Here is a 17231-nt window from a genome sequence, read left to right as displayed (position 1 = left end):
GGACCCGCACCCATCGCCACCACCGGCATCACCGCCGTACGACGACCAGGAGGCCCCCGTGGCCGTACAGACCCACCTTCCGACCCCGGCCCGCTCCAAACGCACCGCGGAGCCGTACGAGCTCCACGAGCCCCACTTCTGCGTCTTCAGCGCCGAGGGACCCTGCGCCGACGTCCCCCTGACCAGTGAGCCCCCGCTCCCGGACGCCGAGCCCCTCACCAGCGAGCCGCCCCTCACCGACGCGGCCCCGCTCACCAGCGAACCCACGTCCCACGGCGCCGCATCGGGGGTCTAGATGCACGAAGACCCAGGGGGTTCGGGCCCGGTGCCCGGCACCCCGCTGGCCCGGCTCGCCGCACTCCACGGCGTCGCCACCTCCTACAGCCCCTCCCCGGACCGTACGGTCGCGGCCTCGGACGGCGCGGTCGTGGCCGCCCTCGCCGCGCTGGACGTCGACGCGAGCACCCCGGAGGCCGTGACCGCCGCCCTCGCGGCACGCGAACGGCAGCTGGACGCACGGCTGTTGCCGCCGACCGTGGTCCGCTGGGCCGACGGCGAGCCGCCCGCCGCGCTGACCGCCCTCCCGGACGGCACCCGGCTGCGCATCGATACCGAGCAGGGCGAACGCATAGAGATCGAGCACGGCGCACGGGTCGAGATCGAGCAGGGCGCACGGGTCGAGACCGGGCACGGCGCGCCTGTCGAGACCGGTCAGGGCGTATTCCGCTCCGGTCTCGACGACCTGCCCCCGGGCGTGCACGCCCTGCGCGCCACCACCCCCGACGGCCGTACCGCCGACACCCACCTCGTCGTGGCCCCGGCCCGGCTGCCCGCCCCGCCCGGCCGCACCTACGGCCTCCTCGTCCAGCTCTACTCCCTCCTCTCGCGGCGCAGTTGGGGGATGGGCGACCTCGGCGACCTCGCCGAGCTGACCGCCTGGGCCGGCCGCGCCCTCGGCGCCGGATTCGTCCAGGTCAACCCGTTGCACGCGGCCGTCCCCGGCACCCCCACCGACCCCTCCCCCTACCGCCCGTCCTCCCGCCGCTATCCGGACCCGGTCCATCTGCGCGTGGAGGACATCCAAGAGTACCCGTACGCCGCCACCCCGGACGCCCTGCGGGAGAGGGCCGGGCGGCTGCGCGAAGCCGTCCTGGACAAGGGCGAGCTGATCGACAGGGACGCGGTCTGGGACCTCAAGCGCGAGGCCCTCGAACGGGTGTGTGCCGTGGAACTCGGGCCCGGGCGGCGGGCCGCCTACTGGGACTTCCTCGCCGAGGAGGGCGAGGCGCTGGAGGACCACGCCACCTGGTGCGCGCTCGCCGAGGTCTACGGCTCCGACTGGCAGCGCTGGCCGGCCGGTCTGCGCGACCCGCGCTCCGCCGAGACGGCACGCGCCCGGGGCGAGCTGATGGACCGCGTCGACTTCCACACCCGGCTGGCCTGGCTGACCGACGCCCAGCTCGGCACCGCGCAGCGCTCCGCGCGCGACGCGGGCATGCCGATCGGGCTCGTCCACGACCTGGCCGTCGGCGTCCACCCCGGCGGCGCCGACGCCTGGGCGCAGCAGGCGTACTTCGCGGCCGGCATGTCCGTCGGCGCGCCCCCCGACGCCTTCAACTCCCGCGGCCAGGACTGGGGCCTGCCGCCCTGGCGCCCCGACCGCCTCGCCGAGTCCGGATACGCCCCCTACCGCCACCTCCTGCGCGCCCTCCTGCGCCATGCGGGCGCCCTGCGCATCGACCATGTCATGGGCCTGTTCCGCCTCTGGTGGGTGCCGCAGGGCCAGGCCCCGACCGAGGGCACGTACGTCCGCTACGACGCCGACGCCATGCTCGCGATCCTGGTCCTGGAGGCGTCGCGGGCCGGGGCCCTGGTGATCGGCGAGGACCTCGGCACGGTCGAGCCGGGGGTCCGCGAGGCGCTGGACGCGCGGGGTGTGCTGGGGACGTCCGTACTGTGGTTCGAACGCGACTGGGAGGGCACGGGCCGGCCCCTCCCGCCCGAGAGCTGGCGCGCGAACTGTCTCGCCACCGCCACCACCCACGACCTCCCGCCCACCGCCTCCCGGCTCACCTGCGACCACGTCGAGCTGCGGCACGGGCTGGGGCTGCTGACCCGTTCGCTGGACGAGGAACGGGCGGAGGCGGCGGCCGACGCGGGGGAGTGGTTGGCGCTGCTCGCCCGGCTGGGGCTGCTGGACGGGGCGGGTGGGGGCATCTCCACGACCTCCGAGGAGGACCGGATCCAGGCCTTCCACCGCTTTCTGCTCCGCACGCCGGCGCGGATGGTCGGGCTCTGGCTCCCCGACGCCCTCGGTGACCGGCGGCCGCAGAACCTGCCCGGCACGTGGGATCAGTATCCGAACTGGCGGCTCCCGATCGCGGATGCGACCGGTCGCCCCGTGACGCTGGAGGAACTGGCGGCGTCTCCTCGGCTGTACGCGTTGGTGGATGTGCTGCGGGGGGTGGGTGGGGGCGCCTAGTAGCTCGGGGGTGCGGGTCGTTTTGGCGGGTGCGGGCCCGGTGGGGCTTCTCGCGCAGTTCCCCGCGCCCCTGAAAAGACCAGGCCCCCGCGCCCCTGAAAGGCGACCGGGGGCGGGATCGAAAAGCACGGGGCGCAGCCCCTGCTTTTCAGGGGCGCGGGGAACTGCGCGAGCAACCACGACGCACCCGCACCCGCCAAAACGACCCGCACCCCCGAGCTATTAGGCGCCCCCGGAAGCCGCAAGGCGCCCCCCGCCCGCGCGCGGCTCACCCACGTTCGTTACCTTTAGCGCGTGGACAAGAAGAACGCCCTGCGCGCCGGCGCCCTGGCTGCCGGTACGACGCTGATGATGCTGCTCATGTCGTCCCCCGCGCTCGCGCTGACGCCCGACGACGGCGACGACCCGGGCCCGGGCCTCAGCGTGATCGAGACGCTCGGCCTCTTCGTCGTCGCGCCGCTCGCCCTGTTCGCGGTGATCGCCGGCCTCGTGATGGTCCTGGACGGGTCGACGGACCGTCAGCCGAAGGCGAAGGGCAAGGCGAAGGCCGCGAAGGCCTGACCGCCTCCGCCCCACCCCTTCCCACCCGAACGTTCCATCGAGGGCACCCTCCGCACACCAGTGCGCCGGGGGTGCCCTCGACGCGTTCCGGGAACGCGGCGGGGATGACTGCCTTGCCCCGGGGCACTGGACGAGCGCCCGGCGGGCGACAGCGTGGCGTTCACGAGCCCGTGCCCATCACCAGCAGTCTCAGCAGGCCGGCCAGTTGGCCGGCCTGTTCGGCGTTGAGGTGGGCGAGTGCCTCGGTCTGGACGGCGAGCCCCGCGACGACGGCGTCGTCGATCAGGCGCAGGCCCTCGTCCGTGAGGGTGACCTGGAGGGCGCGGCGGTCGTGCGGGTCGGGGGAGCGGCGGAGCAGGTCCGCGCGTTCGAGCTTGTCGAGGCGGCCGGTCATCCCGCCGGTGGTGAGCATCAGGGTGGCGGAGAGCTCACGGGGCGAGAGCGTGTACGGCTCGCCGGACCGCCGCAGGGTCGCCAGCACGTCGAACTCGCCGCGCGAGATCCCGAACCGCGCGTACGTCTTGTCCATCCGGTCGCCGACCGCCCGGGAGAGGCGGTTGACGCGGCCGAACACCTCCATCGCGGTGGTGTCGAGGTCGGGCCGGGCGAGCGCCCACTGGTCGACGATCGCGTCGACGGGGTCGCGGAGGGGCCGGTCGGGCTCGGGGCGCGCGTTCATGGGGTGAGTATCGGACGCCGATGGGTCGGCCGCAAGAAAGTGGCTTGACGGAAAGTTGCTTAGCGCTAAGCTAGTTGCGAGCAAGGTAATTTGCCCTGCTCGACCGACCATGCCGACCGACTGGCCCTCCCCGCCGCGAAGGACGCCTCCCATGACCGCGCACGCCCCCGCGCACACCACCCCCACCGCGAGCCGTCTGCCCCTCATCGCCCTGACCGCGCTCGCCCCGATCTCCTGGGGCACCACGTACGCCGTGACCACGGAGTTCCTGCCGGCCGACCGCCCCCTGTTCACGGGCCTGTTGCGGGCCCTGCCGGCGGGACTGCTGCTCCTGGCGCTCTCGCGCAGACTGCCCAGCGGGATCTGGTGGGGGAAGGCCGCGGTGCTGGGCGCGCTGAACATCGGCGCCTTCTTCCCGCTGCTCTTCCTCTCCGCGTACCGGCTGCCGGGCGGTATGGCCGCGGTCGTCGGCTCGGTCGGCCCGCTGTTCGTGGCGGGCCTGGCGACCGTCCTGCTGGGGGACCGGCCGACCGTACGCACCCTGCTCACCGGCATCGCGGCGGCCCTCGGCGTCAGCCTGGTCGTCCTGAAGGCGGCGGGCGCGCTGGACCCGGTCGGGCTGCTCGCGGCGCTCGCCTCCACCGCCTCCATGTCCACCGGCACGGTCCTGACCAAGCGCTGGGGCCGCCCGGCCGGTGTCGGCCCGCTCGCGCTCACCGGCTGGCAGCTGACCGCCGGCGGCCTCCTGATCGCCCCGCTCGCCCTGCTGATCGAGGGGGCGCCCCCGGCCCTGGACACCCGTGCGATCGGCGGCTACCTCTATCTCGCCCTCGCCAACACCGCCGTCTCCTACTGGCTCTGGTTCCGCGGTATCGGCCGCCTCTCCGCCACCCAGGTCACCTTCCTCGGCCCCCTCTCCCCCCTGACCGCGGCCGTGGTCGGCTGGGCGGCCCTCGGCCAGTCCCTCACTCCCCTCCAGCTCCTCGGCATGACCATCGCCTTCGGCGCGACGGTCCTGGGCCAGCTCCAGCCGCGTACGGCGACGTCGAGCGGTCGGTCACCGGGTGCGCCACGCGGCGGTGGAACACGGCGGCCGGGGGCATCGCTCATCGGCCCCGCCGCTTCCGCCAAGGCCCGCGACTGACAAAAGAGGGGGCGCCCGGTGAAGTCACCGGGCGCCCCCTCCCACGTATCGGCGGAGCTCGTTACGCCGTGGACGCCGCCGCGTCCGCCGCCTGGGCCTTCAGGGCGCGTTCCACGCCGGAGCGGGACTCCGAGACCAGGCGGCGGAGGGCCGCGTTGGGCTCGGCGGTGGTCAGCCAGGTGTCGGTCTTGTGCAGGGTGTCGGCCGAGACCTGCACGGTCGGGTAGAGACCGATGGCGATCTGCTGGGCGATCTCGTGGGAGCGGGACTCCCAGATCTCCTTCACCACCTCGAAGTACTTGTCCGTGTACGCGGCGAGGAGTTCCCGCTGATCGGTCTGGACGAAGCCGCCGATGACGGCCTCCTGGACCGCGTTGGGCAGCTTGTCCGACTCGATGACCTGGGTCCAGGCCTCCGCCTTGGCCTCGGCCGTCGGGCGGGAGGCACGGGCCGTGGCCGCGTGCCGCTCACCGGCGGCCGTCCGGTCCCGCTCGTACTCGCCGGCGATCTCCGCCTCGTCGTAACGGCCCACCGCCGCCAGCCGCTGCACGAAGGACCAGCGCAGCTCGGTGTCGACGGCGAGGCCCTCGATCGTCTGCGTACCCTCCAACAGGGCCTCCAGGAGGTCCAGCTGCTCGGGCGTGCGGGCGGTCGCGGCGAACGCGCGGGCCCAGGCCAGCTGGTGGTCGGAGGCGGCCTCGGCCGCGCGCAGATGCGCGAGCGTGGCGTCCGTCCAGCGGGTCAGCAGCGCCTCACGGGTCATCGGGTCGGCGTACAGCTCGATCGCCAGCTTCACCTGGCGGTGCAGGGACTGCACGACACCGATGTCGGACTCCTTGCCGATGCCGGACAGGACCAGGGACAGGTAGTCGCGGGTCGCCAGCTCCGCGTCACGTGTCATGTCCCAGGCCGAGGCCCAGCACAGCGCGCGGGGGAGGGAGGACTCGAAGTCGCCGAGGTGCTCGGTGACGAAGGCGAGGGACTGCTCGTCGAGGCGGACCTTCGCGTAGGAGAGGTCGTCGTCGTTGAGGAGGACGACCGCCGGGCGGCGCCTGCCCACCAGTTGCGGTACGGCGGTCAGTTCGCCGTCCACGTCCAGTTCGACGCGCTCGTCACGGACCAGCTTGCCGCTGTCGTCGTCCAGTTCGTACAGGCCGACCGCGATGCGGTGCGGGCGGAGCGTCGGCTCGCCCTTCGCGCCGGTGGGCAGCGCCGGGGCCTCCTGGCGGATCGCGAAGGACGTGATGACGCCCTCCCCGTCCGTCTCGATCTCCGGGCGCAGGACGTTGATGCCCGCCGTCTCCAGCCACGCCTTCGACCAGGACTTGAGGTCGCGGCCCGAGGTCTGCTCCAGGGCGCCCAGCAGATCGGACAGGCGCGTGTTGCCGTACGCGTGCGCCTTGAAGTACGCCTGCACGCCCCGGAAGAACTCGTCCTGGCCGACGTACGCGACGAGCTGCTTCAACACGCTCGCCCCCTTCGCGTACGTGATGCCGTCGAAGTTGACGAGGACGTCGTCCAGGTCGTTGATCTCCGCCATGATCGGGTGCGTGGACGGCAGTTGGTCCTGCCGGTACGCCCAGGTCTTCATGGAGTTGGCGAACGTCGTCCAGGAGTGCGGCCAGCGCGAGCCGGGCGCGGCGGCCTGGCAGGCGATCGAGGTGTAGGTGGCGAACGACTCGTTCAGCCAGAGGTCGTTCCACCACTCCATCGTCACCAGGTCGCCGAACCACATGTGGGCCAGCTCGTGGAGGATGGTCTCGGCGCGGACCTCGTACGCGGCGTCCGTCACCTTCGAGCGGAACACGTACTGGTCGCGGATGGTCACCGCACCCGCGTTCTCCATCGCGCCCGCGTTGAACTCCGGCACGAACAGCTGGTCGTACTTCTTGAACGGGTACGCGTAGTCGAACTTCTCCTGGAACCACTCGAAGCCCTGCCGGGTGACCTCGAAGATCGCGTCGGAGTCCAGGTGTTCGGCGAGGGACGGCCGGCAATAGATGCCGAGCGGCACGCTCTGCCCGTCCTTCTCGTACACACTGTGCACGGAGTGGTACGGGCCGACGATCAGGGCCGTGATGTACGTGGAGATCCGGGGCGTCGGCTCGAAGACCCAGACGTCGTCCTTGGGCTCCGGCGTCGGCGAGTTGGAGATGACGGTCCAGCCGGTCGGCGCCTTCACCGTGAACTGGAAGGTGGCCTTCAGGTCCGGCTGTTCGAAGGACGCGAAGACCCGGCGGGCGTCCGGCACCTCGAACTGGGTGTACAGATAGGCCTGGTCGTCGACCGGGTCGACGAACCGGTGCAGGCCCTCACCGGTGTTGGTGTACGCGGCGTCGGCCACGACCCGCAGGATGTTGCGGCCCTGCAGCAGGCCCGGGAGCGCGATCCGGGAGTCCGCGAAGACCTCCGCCGGGTCCAGCGCGTCGCCGTTGAGGGTCACCTCGTGGACGGCCGGGGCCACCAGGTCGATGAAGGACGCCGCGCCGGTCTCGGCGACGTCGAAGCGCACCGTGGTCACGGACCGGTAGGTGCCGCCCTCCTGCGCGCCGGAGAGGTCGAGATCGATCTCGTACGAGTCGACGCTGAGCAGCGCCGCCCGCTGCTGAGCCTCGTCGCGGGTCAGGTTTGTGCCAGGCACGCGGTCATCTCCTCGGTATGTGTGGGTTGCGCCATCCTTCCATGGCACCGGCGGAGAGCGCGATGTCCGTTTCCCGCCGGTGAACAGGCCGTACACACGCGAGCCTGGGCACATGACCACGCAGACGGCAACGACGTACACTGCGCGCCCCATCGGCCCGGAGGCGCTGACGGAACTCCGCTCCGCGGACGACTCGGGGCGACCACGCGAGCCGTTCACTGACGGGGAGGGCGGCGCGCCGCTGCGCTGCTGCCTGCGGCACGGCGCGCCGGGCGAGCGGATCGTCCTGCTCTCCTACGCGCCCCTGCGCCGCTGGGCGGCGGAGACGGGAGCCGATCCAGGTCCGTACGGCGAGCAGGGTCCCGTCTTCGTCCACGCCGAGCCATGCCCGGGACCCGCCCGGACCGGCGACACTCATCCGTTCGACAACGAGCCCCGGACGGTCCGCCGCTACTCCGCCGACGGACGCATCCTCGGCGGACGGCTGGTCGAGGAGCCCGCCGGACCCGAGGGCTTCGACGCCGCCTTCGCCGAGGCCTTCGCGGACCCCGAGGTCGCGCTGGTGCACGTGCGGGCCGTCGAGTACGGCTGCTTCCTCTACGAGGTGCGGCGCCCCTGACGGTCCCGGAGGCCCCGGCACAGGCGGACGGGGCGTCACCCCACCTGGGGTGACGCCCCGTCAGAAGGCGAGGCCCGCCTACTTCTCGCTCAGCTCCGCCGCCACCAGCTCCGCGATCTGGACCGCGTTCAGCGCGGCGCCCTTGCGGAGGTTGTCGTTGGAGACGAAGAGGGCGAGGCCGTTGTCCACGGTCTCGTCGACGCGGATGCGGCCGACGAAGGAGGGGTCCTGGCCGGCCGCCTGGAGGGGGGTCGGGATGTCGGAGAGGGCCACGCCGGGCGCGCCGCCCAGCAGCTCCGTCGCCCGCTCCACCGAGATCGGCCGGGCGAACCGGGCGTTGACCTGGAGGGAGTGCCCGGAGAAGACCGGGACGCGGACACAGGTGCCGGAGACCTTCAGCCCGGGGATCTCCAGGATCTTGCGGGACTCGTGGCGGAGCTTCTGCTCCTCGTCCGTCTCGTGCAGACCGTCGTCGACGATCGAACCGGCCAGCGGGATCACGTTGAAGGCGATGGGCCGCTTGTAGACGCCGGGCTCGGGGAAGTCGACCGCCGAGCCGTCGTGCGTCAGCTTCTCCGCGTCGCCCACGACCTTCTGGACCTGGCCGTGCAGCTCCGCGACGCCCGCGAGACCGGAGCCGGAGACCGCCTGGTAGGTGGCGACGACCAGCGCTTCGAGGCCCGCCTCCTCGTGCAGCGGACGCAGCACCGGCATCGCGGCCATGGTCGTGCAGTTCGGGTTGGCGATGATGCCCTTGGGGCGGTCGGCGATCGCGTGCGGGTTCACCTCGGAGACCACGAGGGGCACCTCGGGGTCGCGGCGCCACGCGGAGGAGTTGTCGATCACGACCGCGCCCTGCGACGCCACCTTCTCGGCCAGCGCCTTCGAGGTCGCGCCGCCCGCGGAGAACAGGACGATGTCGAGGCCCGAGTAGTCGGCCGTCGCCGCGTCCTCGACCGTCACCCCGTCGATGACCGAACCGGCCGAACGGGCGGACGCGAACAGACGCAGCTCACGCGTCGGGAAGTCACGCTCCTTGAGGATCCCGCGCATGACCGTGCCGACCTGACCGGTGGCTCCGACGATTCCGACCCTCACGGCGACTCCTTTTACGTGGCTTGTGTGTGTCTGCGGCATGACCGAGGCGTTTCCATCATGCGGTCAGTCCCGGCCCGTGTGTCCAATCCTTTGACCGGAACGCCCGAGGGACGGGACGCGACCACCCCGGCGGCGGAGCCGCTTCTATGGCCGCCACCCCCGCTGAACTGGAGAAATTCGCCCTACGGAGGCCCCGTACCGCAAGCTGTGCTGCCTCGACCCTGCCCACGGCACCCGGGTGCACGCGAAGGTGTGACGTACGCCTCTGCGCCTCGGCGGGAAAGTCGGGCCGAACCGGCCGAACGTTTCGGCCCGCACCGGCGTCGTAGGGGAAACGCGGGAGGGGGGAGGGGTGGCTGTGCTGCGCAGAAAGGCGCGCCACGTCCAGGGGGTCACGGAGGCGGACGACCCACTGGACGCGGCCCAGGAACGGCGGGTGCGGGCCGTGCTCGCACTCGGCGGTGTGCCGCAGTCGGACCTGCTGGACGGGGTACAGCAGGTACGGCTGCGGCTGCTGGAGCGGGCCGCGAGCGGCCGGGAGGCCCCGCGGGACGTGTCCGCGTGGGCGGCGGTGGTGGCCTCCAACCTGGCGATGGACTGGCACCGCGCCAAGCGCCGCCAGGAGCGCCTGGGTGAGCGGCTGGCCTCGCTGCGCCAGCACGAGCTGCCTTCCGGCGAGGACTCCAGCGTGCTCTCGCTCGCCGTCGCCCGGGGCCTGGACGAGCTGCCCGACGCCCTGCGCCAGGTGCTCGTCCTGCGCTTCTACGCCGACCTGCCGGTCCGCGGGATCGCCGACGAGCTGGGCATCCCCGAGGGCACGGTCAAGAGCAGGCTCCACTCGGCGGTCCGCGCGCTGCGCACCCGCCTGCACGAGGACGAGGTGGTGTGACGTGTCCGCCCACGAAGAAAGCCGGCACGACGCCGGGCACGAGACCCCGCCGTACGACGACCCCACCTTCGACGCCCCCACGCTCGACGCCCCCACGCTCGACGCCCCCACGCTCGACGACCTCACCTTCGACGGCCCCGTCCACGGCGGTATGGACGCGTTGCTGGCGGCGCTGCTCGACGAACCGCTGCCCGAGGAGGCGCTGCGGGACCCCGAGTTCCTGGCGTCCCGGGACGCCGCCGCCGGTGACATCGCGCTGCTGCGGGAGCAGCTGGGGCTGATCGGTGACGCGCTGGCGGGACCGGTGCCGGCGGCGGGCGAGGACACGGTGGCCGGGGCTTCGCCGGGGCGATCCGGGGCCGCGCGGCCGGGGGACGCGGCCGGTGCCGAGACGGACCCCGGGCGGGTGTCCGGGCCCGCGACGGCCCCCACCGCGTCGGTGACACCCCTGTCGCCGCGGCCGTCCCGGGCCCGCGCCCGGCGCGCCCTGAAGATCACCTTCGGCACCCTCGCCGCCGCGGCGGCGGCCTCCGTCGTCCTCGGTATCGGCTGGGTCGTCGTCCAGACCGGCGGCGGGGCGAACGTGACGTCGTCCGACTCGGGCACCGCCAGCAAGTCGGAGGGCCAGGCGCAGAGCGACGCCGGCGGCGCATCCGACCTGCGCGCTGAGGCGGGGTACGTGTCCTGCGCCCGGCTCATCGTCGAGGGCACCGTCACCGAGGTCGAACCCGTGCCCGGGGTCGAGCAGGACCGGATCACGGTCGAGGTGGACCACTGGATCAAGCCCGACAAGGGCAAGAAGCAGGTCGTCTTCCCCATGGACCAGAACGTCGACCCCCGCCTGAAGAAGGGCGACCACGTCCTCGTCGGCATCCCGAGGGACAGCGCGCAGCCGGACCTCTGGACCACGAAGGAGGCGGAGATCGCCCGCGACCGGGCCTGGATCGAGGCGGCGCTGCCGGAGGCGAAGACGCTGGGGTGCGAGTGAGCCGCTGAACGGAGGGGGAGCAGGACGAAGGGGCGGGTGTCCGTCCGGACACCCGCCCCTCCGTTTTTCTCAATACCGCTCACGCATTACCGGCGCACTACGGCGTGACCTTCTCGATCCGCACGCTGCCGGTGCCCGCCGCGGTGCCGCGCGCGTTCACCAGCTGGACCTGGCCGAAGAACTCCCGGCCGGCCGGAGCCTCGGCCGCCGCGACGACCTCACCGGTGACGGTCGCCGACGCGCCCGTGCCGAGCTTGACGGCGGTGTCCGCGACCTTCACCTCGCCGAGGGCGGAGGAGAAGAACACATCGCGGTAGTCGTACGCGGTCGACCCGGAGGGCACCGCGTAGCCGACGACCTCGATGGTGTACGTACCGGCGGCCGGCTTCGGGACGGAGACGGACTCCTCGGAGTCGCCGTCCGCGGAGCTCGCGACCTCGGTCCCCGCGGCGTCGTAGACGTACAGGTCCAGGTCGGCGCCCGTGTCCGCCGTGTTGCCGATGGCGACGTCCAGGGACTCGGCGCCCGCGGGCACCTCGACCGTGGAGGTCTGGGTGACACCGGTGGCGATGGTCGGCCGGTCGGTCTTGGCCGAGCCCAGCGGGCCGCCCGTCAGCTTGCCGTCGACGGGGGCGAGAGCGTTGGTCACCTTCCAGGAGGCGGCGGTGGGGGTGCCGACCTTGGCCTCGGGGACGGTGACGACCTCCGGGTCGAAGCTCGCGCCGTAGACCGCGAAGTTCAGCTTGAAGGGGTTGTCGAGCATCGGCGACGTACGGCGCGACTCGACCTCGATCTCCCAGACACCGGGCTGCGGGTTGGCGTACGAGCGCACGTCCGGCTTGCAGCCGCCGCCGTCCTGGAAGTTGTTGTAGCAGGTCAGCGAGCTGGTGTTCTCGACCGCCAGACCGTACGGGTGGTTGGCGATGAACCGGGTCTGGCTCTTGTCCTTCAGCCCGCTGATCGCGACCTCAAGGGTCTTCGCGCCCTCGGGGACGGTGACGAAGTACGACTTGAAGGCGTTGCGCTGGACCGTGTCCGACACCGAGTGGGTGTACTTCAGCGGCTTGGAGACGACCACCGTGTTGAGGATCTGCTTGTCGACGCCCACGGTCTTCGGGTCGTCGACCTCCAGGATCACGCTGCTGATGCCGGCTTCCTCCGGCTTGGCGGCGATCTTCACGGTGACCGGCTTGTTCAGCGGCAGGGAGACCTCGTCGCCGCCGACGATCGAGAACGTGTCGTTCTCGTCGTTCTTCAGGCGCAGGTCGTGACGGATCGCGCTGTCGGCGCCGGAGGTACGGGTGACGACGACGTCGTACGTCTTCGACTGCCCCGCCTTCAGGCCGCCCTCACGGTCGTAGACGCCGGTGCCGAAGCCCGGGGTCTTCAGCGCGAAGTCGATCGCCGTGTCGACGGGGGCCTTGACGGTGTACTCGTGCGCCGAGGCGCCCGCCTTGATCGACTTCCAGGCGGCCTCGATGTCCATCAGGCCCGCGCCCTCGGCGTACGCCTGCACGCGGCGGATGTGGTCGGCCGTCGAGGTCAGCGCGGTGCGCAGCTTCGCGGGCGGCAGGGCGATGCCCTTCTGCTTCGCGGCGCTGAGCAGCAGCGCGGAGGCACCGGCCGCCTGCGGGGAGGCCATCGAGGTGCCGTTCAGCATCTGGTAGCCGGCCGGGAGCGTGTAGCCCGCCTCGGGCGCGATGACGCCGGGCAGCCAGGTCTGCGCGGTGTTGACCGCGGCGCCCGGCGCCACCAGGGTCGGCGTGAAGCCGCCGTCCTCACGCGGGCCGCGCGAGGAGAAGTTGAACAGCTGGTAGCCCTTGGCGACCTCTGAGCCGTAGTTCGAGGCCCAGGTCTCCTTGGAGATGGACGCGCCGACCGAGATCACCTTGTCGGCCAGACCGGGGTCGCCGATCGTGTTGGCACCCGGGCCGGAGTTGCCGGCCGAGATGACCAGCTGGACGCCGTAGGTGTCGATGAGGCGCGTGTACAGCTCGGCGCGCGCGTTGTTGCCGTCGTTCAGCGCCGGGAGGCCGCCGATGGACATGTTGACGATGTCGACGCCGCGGTTGACGACGAGGTCGATCATGCCCTCGGTGAGCGCCACGTTGGTGCAGCCGGGGCCGAACTCGCAGGCGCGGGAGGAGACGATCTGCGCACCGGGCGCGGCGCCGTTCATCTTGCCGCCGAACAGGCCCTTCGCGGCGGTGATGCCGGCGACGTGGGTGCCGTGCTCGCTGGAGATGAGACCGATGTTGACGAAGTCGGCCTTCTTGCCGACCCAGTCGCCCCCGAAGGGGTCCATCGGGACGTCCTTGCGGTACTCGACGACGAACGGCTGGCGCTCGGCGACCTCGGTCGACGGGTCGTCGGTGCCGAAGTAGCCGATCTGGTAGCCGTCCTTGTACGGCTTCATCGGCTTGTCGTCGGTGAAGTCGAAGTTCTGGTTGACGTCGACGGTGACCGTGCCGGCCGCCGCGTCGTAGAGCACGCCCCACGCGTCGGTGGTGTCGCCGTCGCGGTTCACGTCACCGGCGGCGTCACCGGCCGCCGTGACGGACTCGCGGAAGGTGTTGATCGAGTACGCGCCCGAGGGCGCGGTCCAGGTCCGGCCGCCGTAGGCGAAGGTGGGCCCGGCGACCGAGGTCGTCATCGGGCGCCAGCTGCCGTCACCGTCGATGATCGGGTCGGTCGACGTCACCCAGTCGACGATCTTGCGCTCGCCGGTGCTGGTCTTCTGCAGCGCGGGGTGCGCGAGGTCGACACCGGAGTCCAGGACGCCGATGGTGATGCCCCGGCCGTCCGCCTCCGGGTTTTTCCTCACGAAGTCGACGGCGCCCGTCTCGAAGGACGGGTTGTAGGGGTTCTTCGCGGGGGTGTTCTTGTCCGGCGCCGGGTACGTCTTCGCCGCCGTGGCCTGCGACTTCGCGTCCTCGGCGGTGCCCGCTACCGGCGAGGGGTCGTCGAGGACGATCTCCTGGCGCAGGTCGATGCCCTGGACGGAGGAGAGCTTCGCGGCGGCCGAGATGGCCGAGTCGGCGCTCTTGGTCGGGACCGTGGCGCGGACGTAGCCGAGCTTGTCGTAGGTACGGCCCACGGAGCCGCCCTTGACCGCGTCCAGCTGCTCGGCGACCTGTTCGGTCTTCCCGGGCGTGGTGGCGATCATCATCGTGACGTTCTTGTCGCCGTCGGCCTTGGCCTCGGCGAGCAGGTCCGCGTCGGTCGAACCGAGCTTGTCGTGCGCGGACTTGACCCCACCGTCCGTCGGGACGGCGGCGGACGGATCGTCCGCCGAGAAGGCCATGGGTATCGGTCCTGCCGCGGAGAGCGCGGCGACGAGTCCCGCGGCCACGGCTATGCGCGCCACGCGTCTCGCACCCGGACGGGGGCCGGGGTGGGGGGTGAGGGTCATCAGCGTCCCTGGAGGTGAGGAATTCGGTGAGAACGAACCTTGAAGATCCGAGCGACGGTTTCGGATCGGTCCGGTCCGTTATGCGGTACCGGATGATCGCTCAGCCTTACCGAAGTGACACATGTTTGGGGAGTGTTGACCGAGGCGGAATTGTGTCATGGCGTAAACCCGCCACCGAAGCTGCCGCCGTTGCCCGCGCATGAGCGGACATTTTGGCTAACGTCTGGTCATGCGCGAGGAGTTGAGAGTGGCGGCCTACGCCGTCTGCGTCCGTGACGGACAGCTGCTGCTGGCCCGCTGGGTCTCCCCGGACGGCCGCGAGAAGAAGTGGACCCTGCCCGGCGGCGGCATGGAACACGGGGAGGACCCGTACGACACGGTCATCCGCGAGGCCACGGAGGAGACCGGCTACACGGTCGAGCCCACGGTTCTCCTCGGCATCGACACCAGACGCCGCCACCACCCCCGCCGCCTCGGCACCCCCGTCGACTTCCAGGCCCTGCGCATCGTCTACGAGGCCCACATCACCGGCGGCGACCTCCGCCACGAGACGAACGGCTCCACGGACCTGGCCGCCTGGCACCCCCTGGACGAGATCCCGACCCTGGACCGCGTCGACCTGGTGGACGCGGCTCTGGACCTGTGGAGGGAGCGCCCGGCCAACGGCCACGGCGAATACGTGCCCTACCCCGCAAGATGAACAGGGAGTGACCCCTTCCCCTCACTCCCCCTCACATTCGGGAACCCCCAGTGAACGCACCCCGTACCCGAAGATCGACGTACGGTGATCGGCGCCACCCGTTGCGACGTCGTTAACGTCCAGGCCACCCCGGCTGCCAAGCATCAAGGAAGAGCGGGAACCCCACTCCGGCCCCCACCGCGGAGCGGCCCCGCGACCACTTCCGACGCGTTCGCACTCGGGGAGACCGCGCCATGTCGCGCATACGCTCAGTCGCTGCCGCCGCCACCAACCCTGACCGCCGGGCCTTCCTCGCCGCCACCGGCGCGGTCGGCCTCGCCGCGGGGGTCGGCTTCGCCCTGCGGCCGGAGGCGGACGCCCACGCCGCCGCCACCGCCGAGAAGGCGGCCGAGATCCCCCTCGCCAACCTCTCCAACAGAGAGGCCCCGGCCGCACCACTCGCGCCCTACACCCGCGGCACCACCCTCGCCTCGGTCGCCGCCCCCCGCCCCTCCTCCGGCTACCGCCGCCTCGGCGACGGCCCCGCCTGGAAGCGGGTCGTGCGCGGCGACCTCGCCACCCCCAAGTCCGGCCGCGAGAACCGCCGTACGACGCTGGCCTCCTTCGTGCAGTTCACCGACCTGCACGTGGTCGACGTCCAGCACCCGCTGCGCTACGAGTACCTGCGCGCCCAGACCGCCAGCGCCTGGCGCCCGCAGGAGGCGCTGTCCGTGGCCGGCGCGGTCTCGCTCGTCGAGCGGGTGAACGCGCTGCGCGGCGCCCCGGTGACCGGCTCCCCGCTGCACTTCGTGATGACGACCGGCGACAACACCGACAACAACTCCAAGACGGAACTCGACTGGTTCCTGAAGGTGATGAGCGGTGGCCGCGTCACCCCCAACTCCGGTGACCCGCGCCGCTACGAGGGCGTTCAGAACAGCGGTCTCAAGCTCTACTGGCAGCCGGACGCGGCCCTCCGCGACGCCGACAAGCAGCTCGGCTTCCCCCGGCTGAACGGCTTCCTGGCCGCCGCGATCCGCGAGGTCAACAGCCCCGGCCTGAACGTCCCCTGGTACTCCACGGTCGGCAACCACGACTCCCTCCCCGGCGGCTGCTACGCCCCCGGCGACTCCTTCTTCGCGGACTTCGCGGTCGGCGGCAAGAAGCTGATGACGCTGGACGAGCAGGTCGGCAAGGCCATCTGGGACAACGTCAAGAGCGGCGGCGACCCCAAGGGCGCCGAGTGGAAGGCCATCCTCAAGGCCCAGGCGAAGAAGATGCGTTCGGTCACCCCGGACGAGAAGCGCGCCCCCTTCACCCCGCAGGAGTACCTGAAGGCCCACCTGGACCCGGCCCACACCGGCCCCGGCCCGGTCGGCCACGGCTACTCCAAGGCCAACCTGGACGCCCGCACCCAGTACTACGCCTTCCGTATCGCCGACGATGTCATCGGTATCAGCCTGGACTCCACCGACCCCGGCGGCCACTACGAGGGTTCGCTCGGCACGGCTCAGCTCAAGTGGCTGGACAGCACGCTGAAGGAGGCGGCCAAGGACGGTTCGTACGCCGTCGTCTTCAGCCACCACACCAGCACGTCGATGCGGAACCTGCGCAAGGACCCCGCCCGCCCCACCGAGGCCCGCCACGGCGGCGACGAGGTGCTGTCCCTGCTCGGCCGCCACCGCAACGTCCTGGCCTGGGTGAACGGCCACAGTCACCGCAACCGCGTCACCCCGCACTCGGCCGCGAGCGGCGGCTCCTTCTGGGAGATCTCCACGGCCTCGCACATCGACTTCCCCCAACTGGCGCGGGTCATCGAGCTGGTGGACAACAAGGACGGCACGATCTCCCTCTTCACCACGCTGATCGAATCGGCCGCCCCGCACGCCACGAACTTCACGGACCTCTCGCAGACCGGCCTCGCCGCCCTCTACCGCGAGCTGTCCTACAACGCCCCCGGCCGCCGCGACACCCTCACCGGCACGGCCGGCGACCGCAACACGGAGCTGGTCCTCCGCAAGGGCTGAAAACCGCTCAAC

At 71.8% G+C, this 17231-nt stretch carries 13 protein-coding genes; 9 read left to right on the top strand and 4 right to left on the bottom strand.

What is annotated here, in order from left to right; genetic code table 11:
* Positions 1–58 precede the first annotated feature (58 nt).
* From ACZ7MG_RS17265 to ACZ7MG_RS17255, 3 genes are all read left to right on the top strand, one after another.
* Positions 59–295 (top strand): hypothetical protein, encoded by a 237-nt coding sequence (locus ACZ7MG_RS17265; protein WP_471379862.1) that lies wholly within the window; start codon positions 59–61, stop codon positions 293–295.
* Positions 296–2482, top strand: coding sequence for a 4-alpha-glucanotransferase (gene malQ, locus ACZ7MG_RS17260; protein ID WP_471379863.1), 2187 nt, complete (start codon positions 296–298; stop codon positions 2480–2482).
* Between the two features lie 294 nt (positions 2483–2776).
* The gene (locus ACZ7MG_RS17255; protein WP_471379865.1) at positions 2777–3043 is read left to right on the top strand and encodes a hypothetical protein; all 267 of its coding nucleotides are present in this window, start codon (positions 2777–2779) and stop codon (positions 3041–3043) included.
* Between the two features lie 160 nt (positions 3044–3203).
* Here the strand turns inward: ACZ7MG_RS17255 and ACZ7MG_RS17250 are convergent, their stop codons facing one another.
* Positions 3204–3722 carry a MarR family winged helix-turn-helix transcriptional regulator gene (locus ACZ7MG_RS17250; protein WP_471379866.1) on the bottom strand — a complete coding sequence of 173 codons (519 nt, stop codon included), beginning with the start codon at positions 3720–3722 and terminating at the stop codon, positions 3204–3206.
* 151 nt (positions 3723–3873) lie between these two features.
* Here ACZ7MG_RS17250 and ACZ7MG_RS17245 point away from each other — a divergent pair, with 151 nt between their 5' ends.
* Positions 3874–4866: an EamA family transporter gene (locus tag ACZ7MG_RS17245; RefSeq protein WP_471379868.1), complete on the top strand. Its 993-nt coding sequence runs from the start codon at positions 3874–3876 to the stop codon at positions 4864–4866.
* A gap of 61 nt (positions 4867–4927) precedes the next feature.
* Here ACZ7MG_RS17245 and pepN read toward each other — a convergent pair whose 3' ends face one another.
* Positions 4928–7507, bottom strand: a complete 2580-nt coding sequence (gene pepN, locus ACZ7MG_RS17240) for an aminopeptidase N (protein ID WP_471379869.1) — start codon at positions 7505–7507, stop codon at positions 4928–4930.
* 112 nt (positions 7508–7619) lie between these two features.
* Between pepN and ACZ7MG_RS17235 the strand changes: the two genes are divergently transcribed.
* A complete protein-coding gene (locus tag ACZ7MG_RS17235) occupies positions 7620–8126 on the top strand; it encodes a DUF1203 domain-containing protein (protein WP_471379871.1) in 507 nt (168 codons plus the stop codon).
* A 78-nt stretch (positions 8127–8204) separates the two neighbouring features.
* On the opposite strand, the gene ACZ7MG_RS17230 is transcribed toward ACZ7MG_RS17235, so the two are convergent.
* Positions 8205–9224, bottom strand: coding sequence for an aspartate-semialdehyde dehydrogenase (locus tag ACZ7MG_RS17230; RefSeq protein ID WP_471379873.1), 1020 nt, complete (start codon positions 9222–9224; stop codon positions 8205–8207).
* Between the two features lie 352 nt (positions 9225–9576).
* Between ACZ7MG_RS17230 and ACZ7MG_RS17225 the strand changes: the two genes are divergently transcribed.
* Complete coding sequence (locus ACZ7MG_RS17225; protein ID WP_471379874.1) at positions 9577–10113, top strand: RNA polymerase sigma factor; 537 nt, start codon at positions 9577–9579, stop codon at positions 10111–10113.
* Between the two features lies 1 nt (position 10114).
* Positions 10115–11101 (top strand): hypothetical protein, encoded by a 987-nt coding sequence (locus ACZ7MG_RS17220; protein ID WP_471946143.1) that lies wholly within the window; start codon positions 10115–10117, stop codon positions 11099–11101.
* Between the two features lie 97 nt (positions 11102–11198).
* On the opposite strand, the gene ACZ7MG_RS17215 is transcribed toward ACZ7MG_RS17220, so the two are convergent.
* The gene (locus ACZ7MG_RS17215; protein WP_471379877.1) at positions 11199–14513 is read right to left on the bottom strand and encodes a S8 family serine peptidase; all 3315 of its coding nucleotides are present in this window, start codon (positions 14511–14513) and stop codon (positions 11199–11201) included.
* Between the two features lie 229 nt (positions 14514–14742).
* Between ACZ7MG_RS17215 and ACZ7MG_RS17210 the strand changes: the two genes are divergently transcribed.
* Together ACZ7MG_RS17210 and ACZ7MG_RS17205 are read left to right on the top strand one after the other, a co-directional pair.
* On the top strand, positions 14743–15213 hold the full coding sequence (locus tag ACZ7MG_RS17210) for an NUDIX hydrolase (protein WP_471379878.1): 471 nt from the start codon (positions 14743–14745) through the stop codon (positions 15211–15213).
* Positions 15214–15446: 233 nt separating this feature from the next.
* Positions 15447–17219 carry a TIGR03767 family metallophosphoesterase gene (locus ACZ7MG_RS17205; protein ID WP_471379880.1) on the top strand — a complete coding sequence of 591 codons (1773 nt, stop codon included), beginning with the start codon at positions 15447–15449 and terminating at the stop codon, positions 17217–17219.
* Positions 17220–17231: the final 12 nt, after the last annotated feature.

It is taken from the genome of Streptomyces sp. NPDC107538, from assembly GCF_055657445.1.
This window is presented reverse-complemented; position numbering and strand designations above follow the sequence as displayed.